8 protein-coding genes are annotated in these 17905 nt (G+C 72.8%); 3 read left to right on the forward strand and 5 right to left on the reverse strand.

All coding sequences use genetic code 11. The features are described from left to right. Window positions 1-533: 533 nt before the first annotated feature. Window positions 534-6056 (reverse strand): pullulanase-type alpha-1,6-glucosidase, encoded by a 5523-nt coding sequence (gene pulA / locus ACFVUY_RS12350; protein ID WP_387729513.1) that lies wholly within the window; start codon window positions 6054-6056, stop codon window positions 534-536. A gap of 318 nt (window positions 6057-6374) precedes the next feature. Between pulA and ACFVUY_RS12355 the strand changes: the two genes are divergently transcribed. Continuing rightward, complete coding sequence (locus tag ACFVUY_RS12355) at window positions 6375-7343, forward strand: phosphatase PAP2 family protein (RefSeq protein WP_387689337.1); 969 nt, start codon at window positions 6375-6377, stop codon at window positions 7341-7343. 81 nt (window positions 7344-7424) lie between these two features. On the opposite strand, the gene ACFVUY_RS12360 is transcribed toward ACFVUY_RS12355, so the two are convergent. After that, window positions 7425-10469 (reverse strand): bifunctional [glutamine synthetase] adenylyltransferase/[glutamine synthetase]-adenylyl-L-tyrosine phosphorylase, encoded by a 3045-nt coding sequence (locus ACFVUY_RS12360; protein ID WP_387729516.1) that lies wholly within the window; start codon window positions 10467-10469, stop codon window positions 7425-7427. Window positions 10470-10724: 255 nt separating this feature from the next. Here ACFVUY_RS12360 and ACFVUY_RS12365 point away from each other — a divergent pair, with 255 nt between their 5' ends. Beyond that, window positions 10725-11924, forward strand: a complete 1200-nt coding sequence (locus ACFVUY_RS12365) for an acyltransferase family protein (protein WP_387729518.1) — start codon at window positions 10725-10727, stop codon at window positions 11922-11924. Here ACFVUY_RS12365 and ACFVUY_RS12370 read toward each other — a convergent pair. Together ACFVUY_RS12370 and glnA are read right to left on the reverse strand one after the other, a co-directional pair. Further along, window positions 11891-13153 (reverse strand): hypothetical protein, encoded by a 1263-nt coding sequence (locus tag ACFVUY_RS12370; protein WP_387729520.1) that lies wholly within the window; start codon window positions 13151-13153, stop codon window positions 11891-11893. The genes ACFVUY_RS12365 and ACFVUY_RS12370 overlap by 34 nt on opposite strands. Before the next feature lie 180 nt (window positions 13154-13333). Beyond that, window positions 13334-14695, reverse strand: a complete 1362-nt coding sequence (glnA, locus tag ACFVUY_RS12375; protein ID WP_380540346.1) for a type I glutamate--ammonia ligase — start codon at window positions 14693-14695, stop codon at window positions 13334-13336. 174 nt (window positions 14696-14869) lie between these two features. Between glnA and ACFVUY_RS12380 the strand changes: the two genes are divergently transcribed. After that, window positions 14870-16651: an NAD+ synthase gene (locus tag ACFVUY_RS12380; RefSeq protein WP_387689350.1), complete on the forward strand. Its 1782-nt coding sequence runs from the start codon at window positions 14870-14872 to the stop codon at window positions 16649-16651. Window positions 16652-16654: 3 nt separating this feature from the next. On the opposite strand, the gene ACFVUY_RS12385 is transcribed toward ACFVUY_RS12380, so the two are convergent. Further along, on the reverse strand, window positions 16655-17710 hold the full coding sequence (locus ACFVUY_RS12385; protein WP_387729522.1) for an endonuclease/exonuclease/phosphatase family protein: 1056 nt from the start codon (window positions 17708-17710) through the stop codon (window positions 16655-16657). Between the last annotated feature and the right edge of the window lie 195 nt (window positions 17711-17905).

The raw sequence follows: 17905 nt of genomic DNA on the forward strand, positions 1-17905 counted from the left end.
GTGGAGAGAAACCTGAGCCGCGGTTGCGGCGCAGTGGGGGCCCCCGCCGGGTGCGACGGGAGTGCGGATGCGTTGCTCACAACTCGTTTGCAGGGTCGGGACGCGCTGCACCTGAACTGGAACAGCTGCACCGGGGGGTGGGGTCCCCTCGTCTACAGCCGGGGGAATCGTGGCAGCTACCGAGCGGTTAATGACAGATGCATGCCACGGATTGGCCGATTCATTACCGAAACCGTATGCAGGACGGTTCGTCAGTTGTGTTACCCCGTGACGAACTCGTGAACACGGTTTTCATGCCCCGGACAAAGTTCGATCACTGCCGACGGTCGGTGACCAGCACTCAGGGCCGGTTCTCCCCGCGGAGAGCGGCCGCCAGCGCCAGGCAGACCCGGCACATCACAGTTCCGGCCGTGCCATCAACGGTTTCCGGCCATTGTGCGTCCGGAACGGAACCTTGCCGTCCCCGAACCGGAGCCGGGCCCCGCACCACCTGAACAGTGGTACGGAGCCCGAGAGTTGTCGCAGTGTACGAATCAGTGTTGGACGAACACCGCCACGGTGCGGCCCGGCACGGTGAAGGTGCCGGTCGCGGCGTCGAAGCCGGACCGCTGCACCACCCGGTCCGCCCCGCCCGCCTGGACGGGGTGCAGCGCCTGGCCGGTGCCCCGCAGGGCCGGCACGGTCTGCGCCTGCGCCGCGGGGGTGGCGTTGAAGACCACCGTGATGCCCTTCTCCGCCCCCGGCAGCCCGGTGCCGTCCAGGTGCAGGGTGATCACCCCGGGCGTCTCACCGGCGGTGCCGGAGAGCGGGAAGGAGAGCCGCTGCTGGACGGCGGCCAGGCTCGGCAGCGAGAACAGCGGCGAGGACCGCTTGATCCGCAGGAACTCCTGGTACTGCGCCGAGGCCGCCCGGATGTCGGCCGCCCCCACCGTCAGCTTCGGGTTCGCCAGCAGGGACCGCGCGGCCGTCCACTGCTCCTGGTTGTCCTTCGCCATCGGCAAACCGCGGCCCCAGCCGTTGCCGTCCGCGGCGTCCCAGTGGATCGCGTTGAACCAGTCCCCCGAGTCGTAGGAGTTGGAGTCGAGCGACTTGGAGCGCAGCAGGTCGCTGCCGGCCTGGGCGAAGCCCGCGCCCTGGGTGAGCGCGGTCAGCGAGAGCGCGAGCGCCTGCATCCGGGCCCGGTCGGCGGGCGCGGTGCCGGTCGGCAGCTTGTACGCGAGGGCGTCGAAGAGGTCGGTGTTGTCGTGGGCGTCCACGTACTCCACCGCCTCGCCGGGCTTCGCCGCGTACCCGGTCGGGGCGCCGTTGTAGTCGACCTGGGCGCCGGTGACGGACTTTCCGGAGCTGTCGGTGAAGGAGTAGCCGGCCAGATTGCCGGTCAGCCCGACCTTCAGCTGGTCCATCCCGTGCAGCAGCCGGGCCCTCTGCTCCTCCGGGGTGCCGTTCGCGGCCGAGCCGTTCGGGTCCGTGAACAGACCCGAGGCGAAGCCCTGCTGCGGGGCGGAGTTCAGCATGAAGTTGCCGCCGCGGGCGGCGTCCCGGATCCGGTCGTCGAAGGTGGCGATCCCGGTGCCGGCCATGTTGGCCTGGGTGGCCTGCTCGAACCGGGCGTTGTCGGCGACCGCGCCGAAGTTCCAGCCCTCGCCGTACAGGAAGACGTTCTTCCCGTCCACGCCGTCCGAGTCCGGCGTCATCCTCCGCAGCGCGGACTGCACGTCCAGCATGGTGGACTTCGGGTCCAGGCCCATCAGGTCGAAGCGGAAGCCGTCCACCTTGTACTCGCGCGCCCACAGCGTCACCGAGTCGACCACCAGCCGGTTCATCATGGCGTGCTCGGGCGCGGTGTCGGCGCAGCAGCTGTCCGTCGTCACCTTGCCGTCGGCGTCGAGCCGCTGGTAGTAGCCGGGGACCACCTTGTCCAGCACCGAGTGCTCGGCCTGGCCCGCGGCCGCGGTGTGGTTGTAGACCACGTCGAGCACCACCCGCAGCCCGGCCGCGTGCATCGCCTGCACCATCTGCCGGAACTGCACGGTGCGCGCCGTCCCCCCGGGGTCGGTGGCGTAGGAGCCCTCCGGCACGTTGTAGTGCAGCGGGTCGTAGCCCCAGTTGTACGCGTCGTCGGCGGCGACGGCCGCCACGCACTCCTGCTGCTTCGGGCCGTCCGGGGGAAGGGACTTGAGGTCGCAGGCCGGCAGCTTCTGGTCGGCCCGGTTCTCCCGGACGGTGGCGATGTCGAAGGTCGGCAGCAGGTGGATCGTGGTCACCCCGGCGTCGGCGAGCTCCCGCAGGTGCCGCATGCCGGCCGAGTTCGACTCGGTGAACGCCAGGTAGGTGCCGCGCTCGGCGGCCGGGACGGTGGGGTCCTCCACCGAGAAGTCCCGGACATGCAGCTCCTGGATCTGCTGCTGCGCGGGCGGGACGGCCTGCGGTCGGGCGTGGTCGTCCCAGCCCGCGGGCTTGAGCTCCCTGGCGTCGAGGTCGGCGACCAGGCTGCGCCGGGAGTCGGTGGACAGTGCCACCGAGTACGGGTCGGTGACGGTGTTGACCACCAGCTGCTGGGTCGAAGGAGCCCAGACCTTCACCTGGTACAGGTAGTACTTGCCGTCCAACTCGCGCTTGTCACGGACGACTTCCCACACTCCGGTCTCGTCGTCGAGCTTCAGCGGCAGCGTCTTCGGGGTGCCCCCGGTGGCGCTGTCGAAGACCTGGACGGAGACCTCCTGCGCGGTCGGCGCCCACAGCGACAGCGCCACCTTGCCGTTGTAGTGGGCCGGTCCGAAGTCCACCTTGCCGGTCCGCCCGGCGTACAGGTCGTCCAGCACGCCCGGGATCTGCACCCCGGTGGCGGCCAGGACGGCGCCGCTGGGCAGGTGTTCGGTGAACAGCAGCTGGCCGCGCAGCGCGGCCGGGACGCGGGCGGCGTCCCGGCCGTCCACGGTGAAGGCCCGGTAGCCCGCCAGGTGCGGGTACTTCGCCTTCTGGGCGTCGGTCGGCCCGCCCTTGACCGGGGTGAGCCGCAGCCACTGGCCGGGCTTGGTCAGCACGCCCTTGTCGGCCTTGATGCCGCCGGCCGGGTCGTACACCAGCTGGGCGCTGGTGCCGCCGGCCAGGGCCTCGTCGCCCGCGCCGTAGTTCGCCGGGACGAGGACGGTCCGCGCGTCGATCCACTGGGCCTTGGCCCCGGTGAGGTCGATCTGCGCGGAGGCGGCCGGGTTCTGCGGCAGCAGGTAGCCCTCGCGGCCGCCGAGGATCCAGACCTCCTTGCCGTTGACGGCGAGGTCCAGCGACTGGTCGGCGGGCAGGTCCTTGTCGTTGCCCTTGTGCAGGATGTAGCTGAGGCTGGTCGCCCCGGGGGCCAGCGGCACCTCGAAGACGGCGCCGAAGGCGTCGCGGCGCACCGGTGCCAGCGGCTTGCCCCAGTCGGTCGGGGTGGCCGCGCCGGTCCAGTCGTGCAGTCCCCAGCCGTCGTAGTCGCCGTCGGCCCGGTTGTAGTGGATGACGGCGGTGTTCGCGGGCTGGGTGTTGCCCGGGCCGGGGTCGGCGGTGCGCACGGCCGGGTCGCCCTGCTTGAGCCACACCTCCCCGGTGCTGCCGACGTCGAGGTGCCGGTCGGCGTCGACGTCCTTGACGCCGTCCTTCTCCACGACGAACCCGACGTCCGAGGCGCCGGGCTTCAGCCGCACGTAGGCGAAGGCGCCGTACGCGTCCCGTCCGGTGAAGGGGTGCCCGGCCGGCCACGGGGTGGCCTCGCCGTCGGCGAGGTCGCCCCAGGCGTAGAGGTTCCAGCCGTCGTAGTCGCCGTCCGGCCGGTTGTAGTGGACGACGGCGTACGGGCGGGAGCCCGCGGTGGGCACCGGCTTCGGTGCGGGGGCGCCGGTGGTGAAGCTCGCGGTGGCGGAGCGCAGGTGGCCGCCGGGGTCCTGCACGACGGCCTTGTAGCGGACCACCGTGCCGGGGGCGACGGCGCCGAGGTCCTGGGTGACCTTGTACACGCCGTTGTCGGCCGTGCCCAGGGTCTGCCAGGGCCCGTTGCCGATCTGGGCGGCGAAGCTCACCCGGTCGAAGCCACCGCCGTCGACCTTCGCACCGACCGTGACGAGTCCGCTCGAACCGTCCGCCGGCGGCCGCACCGCGAGCTGCGGAGCCGGGCCGACGGCCGCGAGCCGGGCGCCCGCCTTGAACACGACGGAGGACAGCGCCGGCACGGTGACGGTCACCTTGCGGTCGGCGCCGCTGGTGATCCGGTCCCCCGCGGACGGGTAGATCCGGTCGAAGCCCGTTCCCGCCGAGAAGGTGTCCAGAGTGACGGTCTTCGCCTCGGCGGCGTTGTTGACCGCGACCAGGTACTCGACCTGCTGCCCGGCGTCGATCCGGGAGAAGGCGTACACGCCCGCGCCGTCGGCGGCGTACCGCTCGACCTGGGCGCCGTCGGCCAGTGCCGGGTTGTCCCGGCGCAGCCGGGCCAACCCGGCGATGCCCTGGTAGAGCTCGCCGCCCTGCCCGTAGCGGTCGGCCGGGCCGGAGGGTCCGCCGAGCACCCGGTCGCCGTTGTAGGAGGCGGTCTTCGAGGCGAACAGGTCCTGCCGGGCGTCCTTGTCGCCGCCCGCGCCGGTGAAACCCTGCTCGTCGCCGTAGTAGACGACGGGCTGGCCGCGGGTGAGGAACTGCAGCTCGTTGCCGAGCCGGTCCTTCTTCAGCAGCGTGGCGTCGTCGGCGCCCGGGTTGTCGGCGAGCAGGAAGGAGCCGAAGCGGCCCATGTCGTGGTTGCCGAGGAAGGTCGGCAGCTCGTACGCGTCGGTGTCGGCACCGGTGTAGCGGTAGTCCTGGCCGTAGACGTCGGCGAGGCCGCGCGCCGAGCCGCCCTGGGAGACGTAGGAGCGGGCCGCGCCCTGGAACGGGAAGTCCAGGGTGGCCTGGAGCCTGCCCTTGGTGACGTACGGCGAGGTGACCGCCGGGTCCCCGGAGTAGACCTCGCCGAACATGAAGAACTTCTTGTTGCCCTGCTTGGCGGCGAAGTCCTTGAGGGCGGGCGCCCACTGCTGCCAGAAGGCCATGTTGACGTGCTTGACGGTGTCGATCCGGAAGCCGTCCACGCCGGCGTCCTTGACCCACTGCTGGTAGACCTTCTCGAAGCCCTTCACCACCTTGGGGTTCTGGGTGTCGAGGTCGTCCAGGCCGCTGAAGTCGCCCTCGGTGGCGGATTCGCCGACGAAGGTCGAGTCGCCCCGGTTGTGGTAGAGCGCCGGGTCGTTGAGCCAGGACGGGGTCTTGGCCCCGGCGTCGGCCGGGGTGCGGAAGACCGGGGTGTAGGGGAAGGAGTCCTTGGTGGTCCGCGGCCAGGGGGCTCCCGCGTCGGCGACGGCGGTCTCGTCCACCGGGTTCCCGTCCGCGTCGAGCGTCGGGTAGGCGCCGGCGGAGCGGTAGCCGTACTGCTTCTCGGCGTAGTCGACGACGTCGGCGGTGTGGTTGGTGATGACGTCGAAGAAGACCTTGATGCCGCGGGCGTGCGCCTTGGCTATCAGTTCCTTGAGCTGCTCGTTGGTGCCGAAGTGCGGGTCGACCTGGGTGAAGTCGGTGATCCAGTAACCGTGGTACCCGGCCGAGGCGTCGGCCCCGCTGCCCTGCACGGGCTTGTTCTTGAAGATCGGGGCCATCCAGATCGCGGTGGTGCCGAGGTTCTGGACGTAGTCGAGCCGCTGGATCAGCCCGGCGAGGTCGCCGCCGTGGTAGAAGCCCTTGTCGGCGGGGTCGAAGCCGTTCTCCAGCCGCCCGCCGGTGATGCCTCCGCCGTCGTTGGCGACGTCGCCGTTGGCGAAGCGGTCGGGCAGGACGAAGTAGAACTGTTCGCGGGTGAGGTCGTGCCGCCCGGCGGTGGCCGCCAGTGCGGCGTCCGAGGGCGGGGCCGGCGGGGCGGCGGCGAGGGCCGCGGGGGCGCCGCCGAGGGTGGCGGCGGTCAGTGCGACGGCCAGCAGGACGGCGGTGCGGCCCGGCGGTCTGCGGCGGCCGGTGGTTCGTCGGGCGGTGCTCCGTCGGGGACGGAGCGGGGCATCGGCCACTGAGGGCTCCCTTAGGGGAAGGGGCGATCGATTTTCCCAGGAAGCTAGCGGCCTGCAATATGTTTCAGCAAGATGCTGAAACCGTTTCGTGCCGGGAAATTCCAGGTCGGCGACCGTCTCCGACCACCCCGATTACTTCCTCGGAGCGACGGGCGTGACAATGGGACGTATGTCCGTCCCACCGGTACGCACCGAACCCCAGAGCACCCCCTACCCCGGTGGGAGCCGGCCCCTAGCCCTCAAGGGGGACAGCCGGTGAAGAATCCACTTCCAGAGGATGAGCAGACGGCTACGAGCGGTCTGGCAGACTTGCCGTCCATGGGGGAACCGACCGAGATCCAGCGAGGCGACGCCGGGCGCGCCGACGCGGCCAGTGGTGGCGGTTCCGAAGCAGCGAAGGCCCTCCCCGGCCGCCTGCCCGATGGAGCCACCCGTGCCGCACAGTCCCGTACCGCCGTCCTGCGCGACCGCATCGGCGCCCAGCGCCGGTCACCGGCCAGACCGCGGATCTGGTTCGAACTGGCACTGATCGGGATCAGTTACTGGATCTACTCGATCGTGCGCAACGCGGTTCCCGAACAGGAAGCGATAGCCCAGAAGCACACGCGCTGGATCTGGGACCTCGAACAGCACCTCGGCATCGCCGTCGAGCGCTCGATCAACCACGCCGTGGACAGCGTCGGGTGGCTCATCACCGGGATGAACTACTACTACGCGACGCTGCACTTCGTGATCACGATCGGCGTGCTGGTCTGGCTCTACCGCAGCCACCCCGGGCGCTACGTCGCGGCCCGCACCGTGCTGTTCGTGACCACCGGGATCGCCCTGGTCGGCTTCTACTTCTTCCCGCTGGCCCCGCCCCGGCTGATGACCGACGGCGGCTTCATCGACACCGTGAAGGTCCACGGGACCTGGGGCTCGATGGCCTCCGGGCCCGCCGCGCACGTCTCCAACCAGTACGCGGCCATGCCCTCGATGCACATCGGCTGGTCGATGTGGTGCGGCCTGGCGATCTTCTTCCTGGCCCGCCGGACGTGGGTCCGGGTGCTCGGCCTGCTGTACCCCGCCGCCACCCTGGTGGTCATCGTCTCCACCGCCAACCACTTCTGGATGGACGCCGTCGGCGGCGAGCTCTGCCTGGCCGTGGGCTTCCTCGCCGCCCGCTGGCTCTACCACGAGTGGGTCTACAAGCTGCCCAGGGTGCCCGCCCGGGAGACGCCGGCCGAGCAGCCGGTCACCGTGCCCGAGCAGTGGAGCGAGCCCGCGGTCAGCAGCGCACGCCGCTAGCGGCGCAGCGCCGGCCGGGCCCGCACGCCGGCCGCCCGGAACACCGAAGGGGCCCCGCACGGGGCCCCTTTCGCGTGCCCGTCAGCCGGAGCCGTAGAACAGCCGGTCCACCGCGCCCCGGGCCCGCCGGGTGATCCGCCGGTAGTCGTCCAGCAGCTCGCCGCTGTGCCCGGAGCCGTACCCGAGGTAGCGGGCCACCCCGGCCAGCTCCCGGGCCTCCCCCGGGAAGCTGTCCCCGGGCCGGCCGCGCACCAGCATCACCGCCGCCCGCACCCGGGAGGCCAGCACCCAGGCCGCGTCCAGCACCTCGGCGTCCTCCGACCCGACCAGCCCGGCCTGCGCGGCGGCCGCCAGTGCCGCCCTGGTCCGGGTGGTGCGCAGGGCCGGCAGCTCGTGCCCGTGCCGGAGCTGCAGCAGCTGCACCGTCCACTCGACGTCCGCCAGCCCGCCCCGGCCGATCTTGGTGTGGGTGGTCGGGTCGGCCCCGCGCGGCAGCCGCTCGGCCTCGATCCGCGCCTTGATCCGGCGGATCTCCACCAGGTCCCGCTCCGGCACCCCGCCGCCGGGGAAGCGCAGCGGGTCGATCAGCTGCCGGAACCGCGCGCCCAGCTCCTCGTCCCCGGCCACCGGCTCGGCCCGCAGCAGCGCCTGGCTCTCCCAGGCGTGCGACCAGCGCCGGTAGTAGGCCGCGTACGAGGCCAGGGTGCGCACCAGCGGGCCGCTGCGGCCCTCCGGCCGCAGGTCGGCGTCGACCAGCAGCGGTGGCTCGGTGGAGGGCGCGCCCAGCTGGGTGCGCAGCTCGTGGCAGACCGCCTGGGCGGCCCGGGCGGCCTCCTCCTCCAGCGAGCCCAGCAGCGGCTCGTGGACGAAGAGCACGTCCGCGTCCGAGCCGTAGCCCAGTTCGTGGCCGCCGAAGCGGCCCATCGCGATCACCGAGATCCGGGTCGGCAGGTCCCCGTGCTCGGCCTCCCACCCGGCGACGCAGGCGCGCAGCGCGCCGCCCAGGGTGGCGGCGTTGAGCGCGGTGAGCGCCTCCCCCGCGGTGTCCAGCGCCTCGGCGGGGTCCTCCCCGAGCCGCCCGAGCACGTCCGCCGCGGCGGTGCGGAACAGCTCCCGGCGGCGCACCGAGCGGGCGGCGGCCACCGCGGCGTGGGTGGATCCGGCCCGGCCGACGGCGGCCAGCACCTCCGACTGCAGCGCCGCCCGGCCGCGCGGCTCCAGGCCGCGCGGATCGCCCAGCATGGCCACCGCCTCGGGGGCGCGCAGCAGCAGGTCGGGGGCGAGCCGGCCGGCCGACAGCACCCGGGCCAACTGCTCGGCGGCGGCGCTCTCGTCCCGCAGCAGCCGCAGGTACCAGGGCGTGCGGCCGAGCGCGTCGGAGACCTGGCGGAAGTTGAGCAGCCCGGCGTCCGGGTCGGCGGACTCGGCGAACCAGCCGAGCAGCACCGGCAGCAGGGTCCGCTGGATCGCGGCCTTGCGGCTCACCCCGGAGGCGAGCGCGCTGAGGTGCCGCAGCGCGGCCGCCGGGTCCGCGTAGCCCAGCGCCTCCAGCCGCGCCCGGGCCGCGTCCGGGCTCAGCCCGGTGGCGCCCTGCGGCAGTTCGGCGACGGCGTCCAGCAGCGGCCGGTAGAACAGCTTCTCGTGCAGCCGCCGGACCTCCATCGCGTGCCGCTTCCACTCGCGCTGCAGCGCGGCCACCGGGTCGGCGCGGGTGTCGTCGTTGATCAGCGCCGCCAGCGAGCGGGCCAGCCGGCGCAGGTCCTCGTCGGCGGTGGGCATCAGGTGGGTGCGGCGCAGCCGGTACAGCTGGATGCGGTGCTCCAGCGAGCGCAGGAAGCGGTACGCGGCGTCCAGCGAGGCGGCGTCCGCCCGGCCCACGTACCCGCCCCGGGAGAGGGCGGCCAGCGCCTCCAGGGTGTTGCCGCTGCGCAGCGCCGGGTCGGTGCGGCCGTGCACCAGCTGGAGCAGCTGCACGGAGAACTCGACGTCGCGCAGCCCGCCCGGGCCGAGCTTGAGCTGGCGGTCCAGCTCGGTGGCCGGGATGGAGTCGACCACCCGGCGGCGCATCTGCTGCACGTCGGCGACGAAGTTCTCCCGGGCGGCGGCCTGCCAGACCATCGGGGCGAGCGCCTCGACGTACGCGGCGCCGAGTTCCTCGTCCCCTGCGACCGGGCGGGCCTTGAGCAGCGCCTGGAACTCCCAGGTCTTGGCCCAGCGCTGGTAGTAGGCGAGGTGGCTGGCGAGGGTGCGTACCAGCGGGCCGTTGCGCCCCTCGGGGCGCAGGTTGGCGTCCACCGGCCAGATCGTGCCCTCGCCGGTGGTGTCCGCGCACAGCCGGGTGAGGGCGGCGGCCAGCCGGGTCGCGGCCCTGATCGCCTCCGCTTCGTCCACGCCCTCGCGCGGCTCGGCGACGAAGACCACGTCCACGTCCGAGACGTAGTTGAGCTCGCGGCCGCCGCACTTGCCCATGCCGATCACGGCGAGCCGGCAGGCCGCGGCGGCCTCCGGGTCCTGCTCGGCGGCGAGGTCCAGGGCGGTCTGGAGGGTGGCACCGGCCAGGTCGGCGAGTTCGGCGGCGGTCTGCGCGAGGTCGGTGGTGCCGGTGAGGTCGCGGGCGGCGATGGCGAGCAGGCAGCGGCGGTAGGCGACGCGCAGCGCGTTGGCGGGGCCGAGCGCGTTGGCGGGGCCGAGGGCGTCGCCCCGGACGCCTTCGGCGAGGGCCCGGCGGAAGTCCTCCGGGCCGGGGTGCATGTCGCGCAGTTCGAAGGTGACCAGCACGTGCCAGTCGTGCGGGTGCCGGGCCAGGTGCTCGCCGAGCGCGGTGGAGACGCCGAGCACGCCGAGCAGCCGGTCGCGCAGCGGCTTGGAGGTGGTGAGGGTGTCGCGCAGGGTGTGCCGGTCGGCCTCGTCGGCGGCCTCCAGCAGCCGGGCCAGGCCGAGCAGCGCGAGGTCGGGGTCGGCGGTGGCGCCGAGCGCGTCCAGCAGCAGCGGGTCGTCGGCCAGGCCCTCCAGCCCGGGGCCCTCCAGCAGCCGCACCGCCCGCGCCGGGTCGGTGAACCCGCGCCGGACCAGCCGGTTCTCCGGCCGGCTGACCCGGCTCCCGGCCCGTTGCTCCTCGACCGCCATCGACCCCTCCGTCCGTCCGAGGACCGCCCTCGCACCCGCGTCCTCAGGGCCCGCCCCCGGATTCCCTGCCGGGTCCGAGCCGCGGGCCCTAGCAGGCTACGCGCCCCCGGTGCCCGCCGCCGGACGCGCCCGCCGGGTGGACACGGCCGGCCCCTCGACCGCCGTAGGCGTGACCTCGTCCCGGCCGCGCTCGTTCAGCCGGGCGCCGCAGCACGGCCTGCGGCCCCGCCCCCTCCCCCGCCCCCCGGAGCGCCGATGCCCACGACCGGCCCCGCCCGCCTGCCCTCGCTCACCGGGCTGCGCTTCTGGGCGGCCCTGCTGGTGGTGCTCTACCACCTCTCCCACAAGGTGGGCACGCTTCCGGTGCTCGGCCCGCTCGCCTGGTACGGCCGTTCGGGTGTGACGTTCTTCTTCGTGCTCTCCGGCTTCGTGCTGGCCTGGACGTACGGGGCCTCGCCCGCCCCGGCCGGGGCCCTGACCTTCGCCCGCCGCCGCTTCGCCCGGATCTGGCCGCTGCACCTGCTTTCCACCGTGCTGTCCCTGGGTGCGGACGCGGCGATCGGCGCGGTGCTTCCGGTGGTGGCCGCGCTCTGGTCGCTGGGACTGGTGCACCCGTGGGCGCTGCCCACGGTGTACGGCGGCAACCCGGCCTCCTGGTCGCTGGGCGCCGAGGCCTGGTTCTATCTGCTGTTCCCGCCGCTGCTGCGCCTGCTGGCCCCGCGCCGGCGCGCCTGGCTGCCGCTCGCGGCCCTGTGCACCGCGCTCGGCCCGGTGCTCTGGGCGGCCGGTGCCCTGCTGCCCGCCGACCCGACGGTGCGCGGCTGGCTGCTGGACTATCTGCCGCTGACCCGGACCCCGCAGTTCGTCCTCGGCGTGATCACCGGCCTGGCCGTGCGGCACGGCGCGCTCCCCCGGGTGCGGTCGGCGCGGTCGGGGCTCCTGCCGGCGGCCGCCGCCGTGGCGCTCTGGCACCTGCTGCTGGTCCCCTGGCACGCCGCCGTCCCGGACGCCCTCTGGTACGGCCCGTACAGCGCCTCCCAGTTGCTCCCCGCGCCGCTGTTCGCGGCCCTGCTGGCGGCCGCCGCCCGGCGCGACGCCGCCGGGTGCCCGCCCCGGCCGCTGGCGGGCCGCACGGCCGTCCGGCTCGGCGAGTGGTCGTTCGCCTGGTACCTGGTGCACGAGATCGGCATCCGCTGCTGGCTGTCCGTCCAGGGCCGCCCGGCGCCGGGGGCCGCGACGTTCGGTGTCTGGCTGCTGCTGGCCGGCGGTTCGCTGGCCGCCGCGGGCGTGCTGTACCGCTGGGTGGAGCGCCCCTGCGAGCGGCTGCTGCGCGGTGCCGACCGGGGCCGGGACGCGGCGGCGCCGCCGGCGCCCCGCGCGGTGCGGGTGGGGCGGCAGCGGCGCCGTGGTGCGACGGGGGATCAGCCCTCGGTGGAGCCGTCCAGGTTGATGTAGGCGTAGAAGACGCCGAGGTCGTAGCCGTCCTTGTCGGTGTCGAACAGCACCTTGATGTCGGTGTCCCCGTTGCGCAGGAACGGCGAGATGTCCCAGCGGTTGGAGTCGTAGCCGAAGTTGTTGCGGTTGTACGGGGTGCGGACGAACTGGTCGGCCGGGGTCAGCTCCTCGATGGTGGAGTTGAACGCGTCGTTGGAGGCGTGGTTGAGGTCGGAGAAGAGTGACAGGGGGCCGTTGGTGGACTTGATGGCGAGGGTGTCGCCGGTCCACTTGAGGTCGCCGTCGTAGACCACGAAGCCGAGCTTGCCCGCCACCGGGCCGGCGGCCGGGGTCCGGAGCCCGGTGAGGTCGAACTCGCGCGGCGGGCTGTCGGGCAGCTCGACCCGGAAGCCGTCCCACAGGTGGACGTGCCGGTAGGGCTTGCACTCGTTCTCGTAGGCGACCACGATCGTCCAGCCGCCCCAGCTGTGCGGCTTCACCACCGAGTCCATGTTGGCGACGGTGTAGGTGCCGTTGCCGGCCTGCCTGACCAGGTCGGTGATGTCGGCGGAGGCCTGGTAGCTGCTCTCCACGTCGGTGGTGATGTAGCCGATGGAGGGCTGGTCGTTGGCGATGTTGCGGTACTCGGGCTCGCCCGGGACCTTCAGGTACACCTCGTCGATCTGGTTCTCCGGCAGCACGACGTCGTCGATGCCGCGGGTGCCGCCCCAGTACAGCCGGGCGTACTTGACCCGGGAGCCGTCGATCAGGCCGAGGTCGGCGGAGCTGGCGGAGTAGATCGCGTCACCGAGCGGGCCGACCGAGCCCGGGTCGATGTTGATGTACTTCATCTCGTACTTGTTGTTGATCGGCCTGGGTCCGAGGCCCTTGCGGGCGTCCAGGCAGGGCGGCTGCTCCGGGTCGAGCGGCGCCTTGGTCTCGTCGCAGGTCATCAGCGAGTTGCTGATCCGGGTGATGGAGCCGTGGAAGTCGCCCTCGAAGCGGGTGGTGAACGGCAGTTGGTTCTCGGCGATCGTGGTGGCCCGCTGCTTCGCGCGCTGTGCGGGCTGGGCTTGCTGTGCATGCTGGACGCCCGCCTCCGGCCCGGGGGCCGTGCCCGAGCCACGGGCGTCGGCGATGGTCGGGGCGGCCAGCAGTTGGCCGGCGACGGCGGCGAAGGCGGCGCCCGCGACGCAGGTCCGGCGGAGGAGCAGACGGGTGGCGGTGGCACGACTGACGGAGGAGATCATGTGATCCTCTTTCAGGATGGACGGACGAGCAGGCCGGTCGGACCACAACCCTCCGTCACATAAGCATCACATTCCGCCACCGGTGCGGCGATTCCGCCGCAGGTCCACTCCATAGCAGGGCCCGCTGCCGCCCTCCTGGGCGACAGCGGGCCGACGGGGGTTTGAGCGGCCGTCACCCGCTCACAGCACCTGGAGGTTCTTCCGCAGCTCGAACGGCGTGACCTCGGAGCGGTACTCCTCCCACTCCTGGCGCTTGTTGCGCAGGAAGAAGTCGAAGACGTGCTCGCCGAGGGTCTCGGCGACGAGTTCGCTGCGCTGCATCAGGTCGATGGCCTCGCCGAGGTTCTGCGGCATCGGCTGGATGCCGAGGGCGCGGCGCTCGGAGTCGGACAGCGCCCAGACGTCGTCGTCGGCGCCGGGCGGGAGCTCGTAGCCCTCCTCGATGCCCTTCAGGCCGGCTGCGAGGGTGACGGCGTAGGCGAGGTACGGGTTGCAGCCGGTGTCCAGGGAGCGGACCTCGATCCGGGTGGAGCCCTGCTTGCCCGGCTTGTACATCGGCACCCGGATCAGCGCCGAGCGGTTGTTGTGGCCCCAGCAGATGTAGGACGGCGCCTCGCCGCCGGCCCCGGCGGTGCGCTGGGAGCCGCCCCAGATCCGCTTGTAGGAGTTCACCCACTGGTTGGTGACGGCGGCGGTCTCGGCGGCGTGCTTCAGCAGGCCCGCGATGAAGGACCGGCCGACCTTGGACAGCTGGTACTCGGCGCCGGACTCGTGGAACGCGTTGCGGTCGCCCTCGAACAGCGAGACGTGGGTGTGCATGCCGCTGCCGGGGTGCTCGGAGAACGGCTTGGGCATGAAGCTCGCGTGCACGCCCTGCTCCAGCGCGACCTCCTTCATGACCAGCCGGAAGGTCATGATGTTGTCGGCGGTGGACAGCGCGTCGGCGTAGCGCAGGTCGATCTCCTGCTGGCCGGGGGCGCCCTCGTGGTGCGAGAACTCGACCGAGATGCCCATCGACTCCAGCATGGTGATCGCCTGTCGGCGGAAGTCGTGGCCCACCCCGCGCGGGGTGTGGTCGAAGTAGCCGGAGTGGTCGGCGGGGATCGGCGGGGTGCCGTCGCCGGGCAGGTTCTTCAGCAGGAAGAACTCGATCTCCGGATGGGTGTAGAAGGTGAAGCCCTGCGCGGAGGCCTTCTCCAGGGTGCGCTTGAGCACGAACCGGGGGTCGGCGTAGGACGGCGATCCGTCCGGCATCAGGATGTCGCAGAACATCCGGGCGGTGCCCGGGGTCTCCGAGCGCCACGGCAGGATCTGGAAGGTGGTCGGGTCCGGCTTGGCGATCATGTCGGACTCGTACACCCGGGCGAAGCCCTCGATCGCCGAGCCGTCGAACCCGATGCCCTCCTCGAAGGCCTGCTCCAGCTCGGCCGGCGCCACCGCGACCGACTTCAGGAACCCGAGCACGTCGGTGAACCACAGCCGGACGAACCGGATGTCACGCTCTTCGAGCGTCCGAAGCACGAACTGCTGCTGCTTGCCCATGGGGACAGTCTCACCTCTGCTCTTTACGCTCGTGTTACGCCCCGGAGGCCGTGGAAAGACCTCGTAAAGCGGTTGCCCCCATCATGGCCGATCCCCGCCCGGCCCGGCAGCGCCGACCCCCGCCGCAGGCTCCCGCCCAGGACATCGCGTCAGTTGGACGATTACACTCGGGGCATGCCCAATCTCCGTCTCGCCCTGAGCCAGATCGACCCCTGGGTCGGTGACCTCGTCCGCAACGGCGACGAGGTGGTGCGCTGGACCAAGCGGGCCGCGGAGGCCGGCGCGCAGCTGGTCGCGTTCCCCGAGATGGCCCTCACCGGGTACCCGGTGGAGGATCTCGCCCTGCGCCACTCCTTCGTCGAGGCCTCCCGCGCCGCGCTGGTCGGGCTGGCCGGCCGCCTGGCCGCGGAGGGGCTGGGCGAGGTCCCGGTGCTGGTCGGCTACCTCGGGCGCTCCGAGCACGCCTCGCCGCGCTTCAACCGTCCGGCCGGCTCCCCGCAGAACTGCGCCGCGGTGCTGCACCGGGGCGAGGTGGTGACCCGGTTCGCCAAGCACCACCTGCCCAACTACGGCGTGTTCGACGAGTTCCGCTGGTTCGTCCCCGGCGACCAGCTGCCGGTGCTGCGGCTGCACGGGGTGGACGTCGCGCTGGCCGTCTGCGAGGACATCTGGCAGGACGGCGGCCGGGTCACCGCCGCCCGCGAGGCCGGCGCCGGGCTGCTGCTGGTGATCAACGGCTCCCCGTACGAGCGGAACAAGGACGACCAGCGGCTGGAGCTGGTGCGCCGCCGGGCGGCCGAGGCGGGCTGCACCCTGGCGTACGTCAACATGGTCGGCGGCCAGGACGAGCTGGTCTTCGACGGCGACTCGATCGTGGTCGGCGCGGGCGGCGAAGTCCTGGCCCGCTCCCCGCAGTTCGAGGAGCACCTGCTGGTGCTGGACCTCGACCTGCCGGCCGCCGCGGGGGACGACACCGACGGACTGCTGCTGAGCGACGGGCTGCACCTGGTCCGCACCGAGCTGGGCGGCGAACCGCAGGCCGCGCCCGCCATGGGGGTCCCCCCGGCCGAAGGCTGGGGGAGGCTCACCGCCGAGGTGGCGCCGCGGCGGTCCGACGAGGCCGAGATCTGGGCCGCGCTGGTCTCCGGCACCCGGGCGTACGTGACCAAGAACGGCTTCTCGTCCGTGCTGATCGGCCTCTCCGGCGGCATCGACTCGGCGGTGGTGGCCGCGATCGCGGTGGACGCGGTGGGCGCGCGGAACGTGCACGGCGTCTCGATGCCCAGCCGCTACTCCTCCCAGCACTCCCGGGACGACGCGGCCGAGCTGGCCCGCCGCACCGGACTGCCCCTGCGGACCGTCTCCATCGCCCCGATGTTCGACGCCTACCTGGCGGCGACCGAGCTGACCGGCCTCGCCGAGGAGAACCTCCAGTCCCGGCTGCGCGGCACCCTGCTGATGGCGATCTCCAACCAGGAGGGGCACATCGTGCTCGCGCCCGGCAACAAGAGCGAGCTGGCGGTCGGCTACTCGACGCTGTACGGCGACTCGGTGGGCGCCTACGGACCCATCAAGGACGTCTACAAGTCACTGGTGTTCCGGCTGGCCCGCTGGCGCAACGAGGAGGCCGTGCGGCGCGGCGAGGTGCCGCCGATCCCGGAGCACACCATCACCAAGCCGCCGTCCGCCGAGCTGCGGCCGGACCAGGTGGACACCGACTCGCTGCCCGACTACGACCTGCTGGACGGCGTGCTGGCCCGCTACATCGAGGGCGACGAGGGCCGGGACTCGATCGTGGCGGACGGCTTCGACCCGGCCGTGGTGGACCGGGTGGTCCGGCTGGTCGACACCGCCGAGTACAAGCGGCGCCAGTACCCGCCGGGCCCGAAGGTCTCGGCCAAGAACTTCGGCCGGGACCGCCGCCTGCCGATCACCAACCGCTGGCGGCGCGGCTGACCGCTACGCCGAGTACCGGTAGGTGGCGGCCACCGCGAGGTGGTCGCTGCCGTCCCGGGACAGGGTGCGGGAGTCCACCGGCGTGAGCCCGCCCTTGCTCATGATCTGGTCGATCCGGGCCATCGGGAAGGCCGCCGGCCAGCTGAAGCCGAAGCCGTCGCCGGCGGCGCCCTGGGCCGAGCGCATCTGCGAGGTGACCGGCGCCAGGCTGCGGTCGTTCATGGTGCCGTTGAGGTCGCCGAGCAGCAGGACCTTCTTCAGCGACTCGGCCTGGATCGCGTCGCCGAGCGCCTGCGCGCTGAGGTCCCGCTGGTTGACGGTGAAGCCGCCCTCGGCCTTCAGCCGCACCGAGGGCAGGTGCGCCACGTACACGGCGACCGGGCCCTGCGGGGTGGTGACCTCGGCCCGGAAGGCCCTGGTCCAGCCCATCTTGAGGTCCACCGGGGAGGCGTCCCCGATCGGGTACTTCGACCAGAGCCCGACCGTGCCCTCCACGGTGTGGTACGGGTAGGCGCCGGCGAGCCCGGTCTCGTACGAGCGCAGCTGCCGGCCGGCCAGCTCCTGCAGGGCGACGATCTGGGCGCCGGAGTCCACCAGGGTGCGGACGGTGCCCGGCACGTCGGTGTTGGCGGCGGCGACGTTGTGGCTGACCACCGTCCAGTCGCCCTTGCCGCCGCTCCTGTCGGACAGCAGCCCGCCGAACAGGTTGACCCAGAGCACGACGGGCAGCAGCAGGGCGAGCAGCGCGGTGGCGGAGCGGCGCAGCAGCGCGGGTACCAGCAGCACCGGGACGGCCAGGCCCAGCCAGGGCAGGAAGGTCTCCAGCAGGCTGCCGAGGTTGCCGACGCTGTTGGGCACCTCGGCGTGGAAGGCGAGCAGCGCGGCGGTGAGCACGGCCAGCACGGCGACCACCAGGCCGCGCCGCCAGGTGCCGCTGCCGCGGGCGTCCCGGCCCCAGTGGCGCAGGCCGAGGAAGCCGCCGCGACGCACCGCGGGGGCCGGGCCGTCGGCGTCGCCCCCGGGGGCCGCGATCCGCTCGGTCCTGTCCGCCTGCGCCATGAAGTGGCTCCCGTCGCTCGTGCCGTCGCCGCTCCGGTGTCCGGCCCGTCGTCGGGCGGGCAGGCACCGGACCGGTGCCGGTTTGATCGATTGTCCGGCTCAGCCTATGCCGGGACAGACGTCGGTCCCGCTGAGCGGGTTCCGGCGTGGCCCGGTTTGGTGAGCGAGGCCACGTTCGGGGCCGGGCCGGGCCGG

The sequence above is a fragment of the Kitasatospora sp. NPDC058063 genome (genome assembly GCF_042885395.1).
Taxonomy (GTDB): Bacteria; Actinomycetota; Actinomycetes; order Streptomycetales; family Streptomycetaceae; genus Kitasatospora; species Kitasatospora lactacystinica.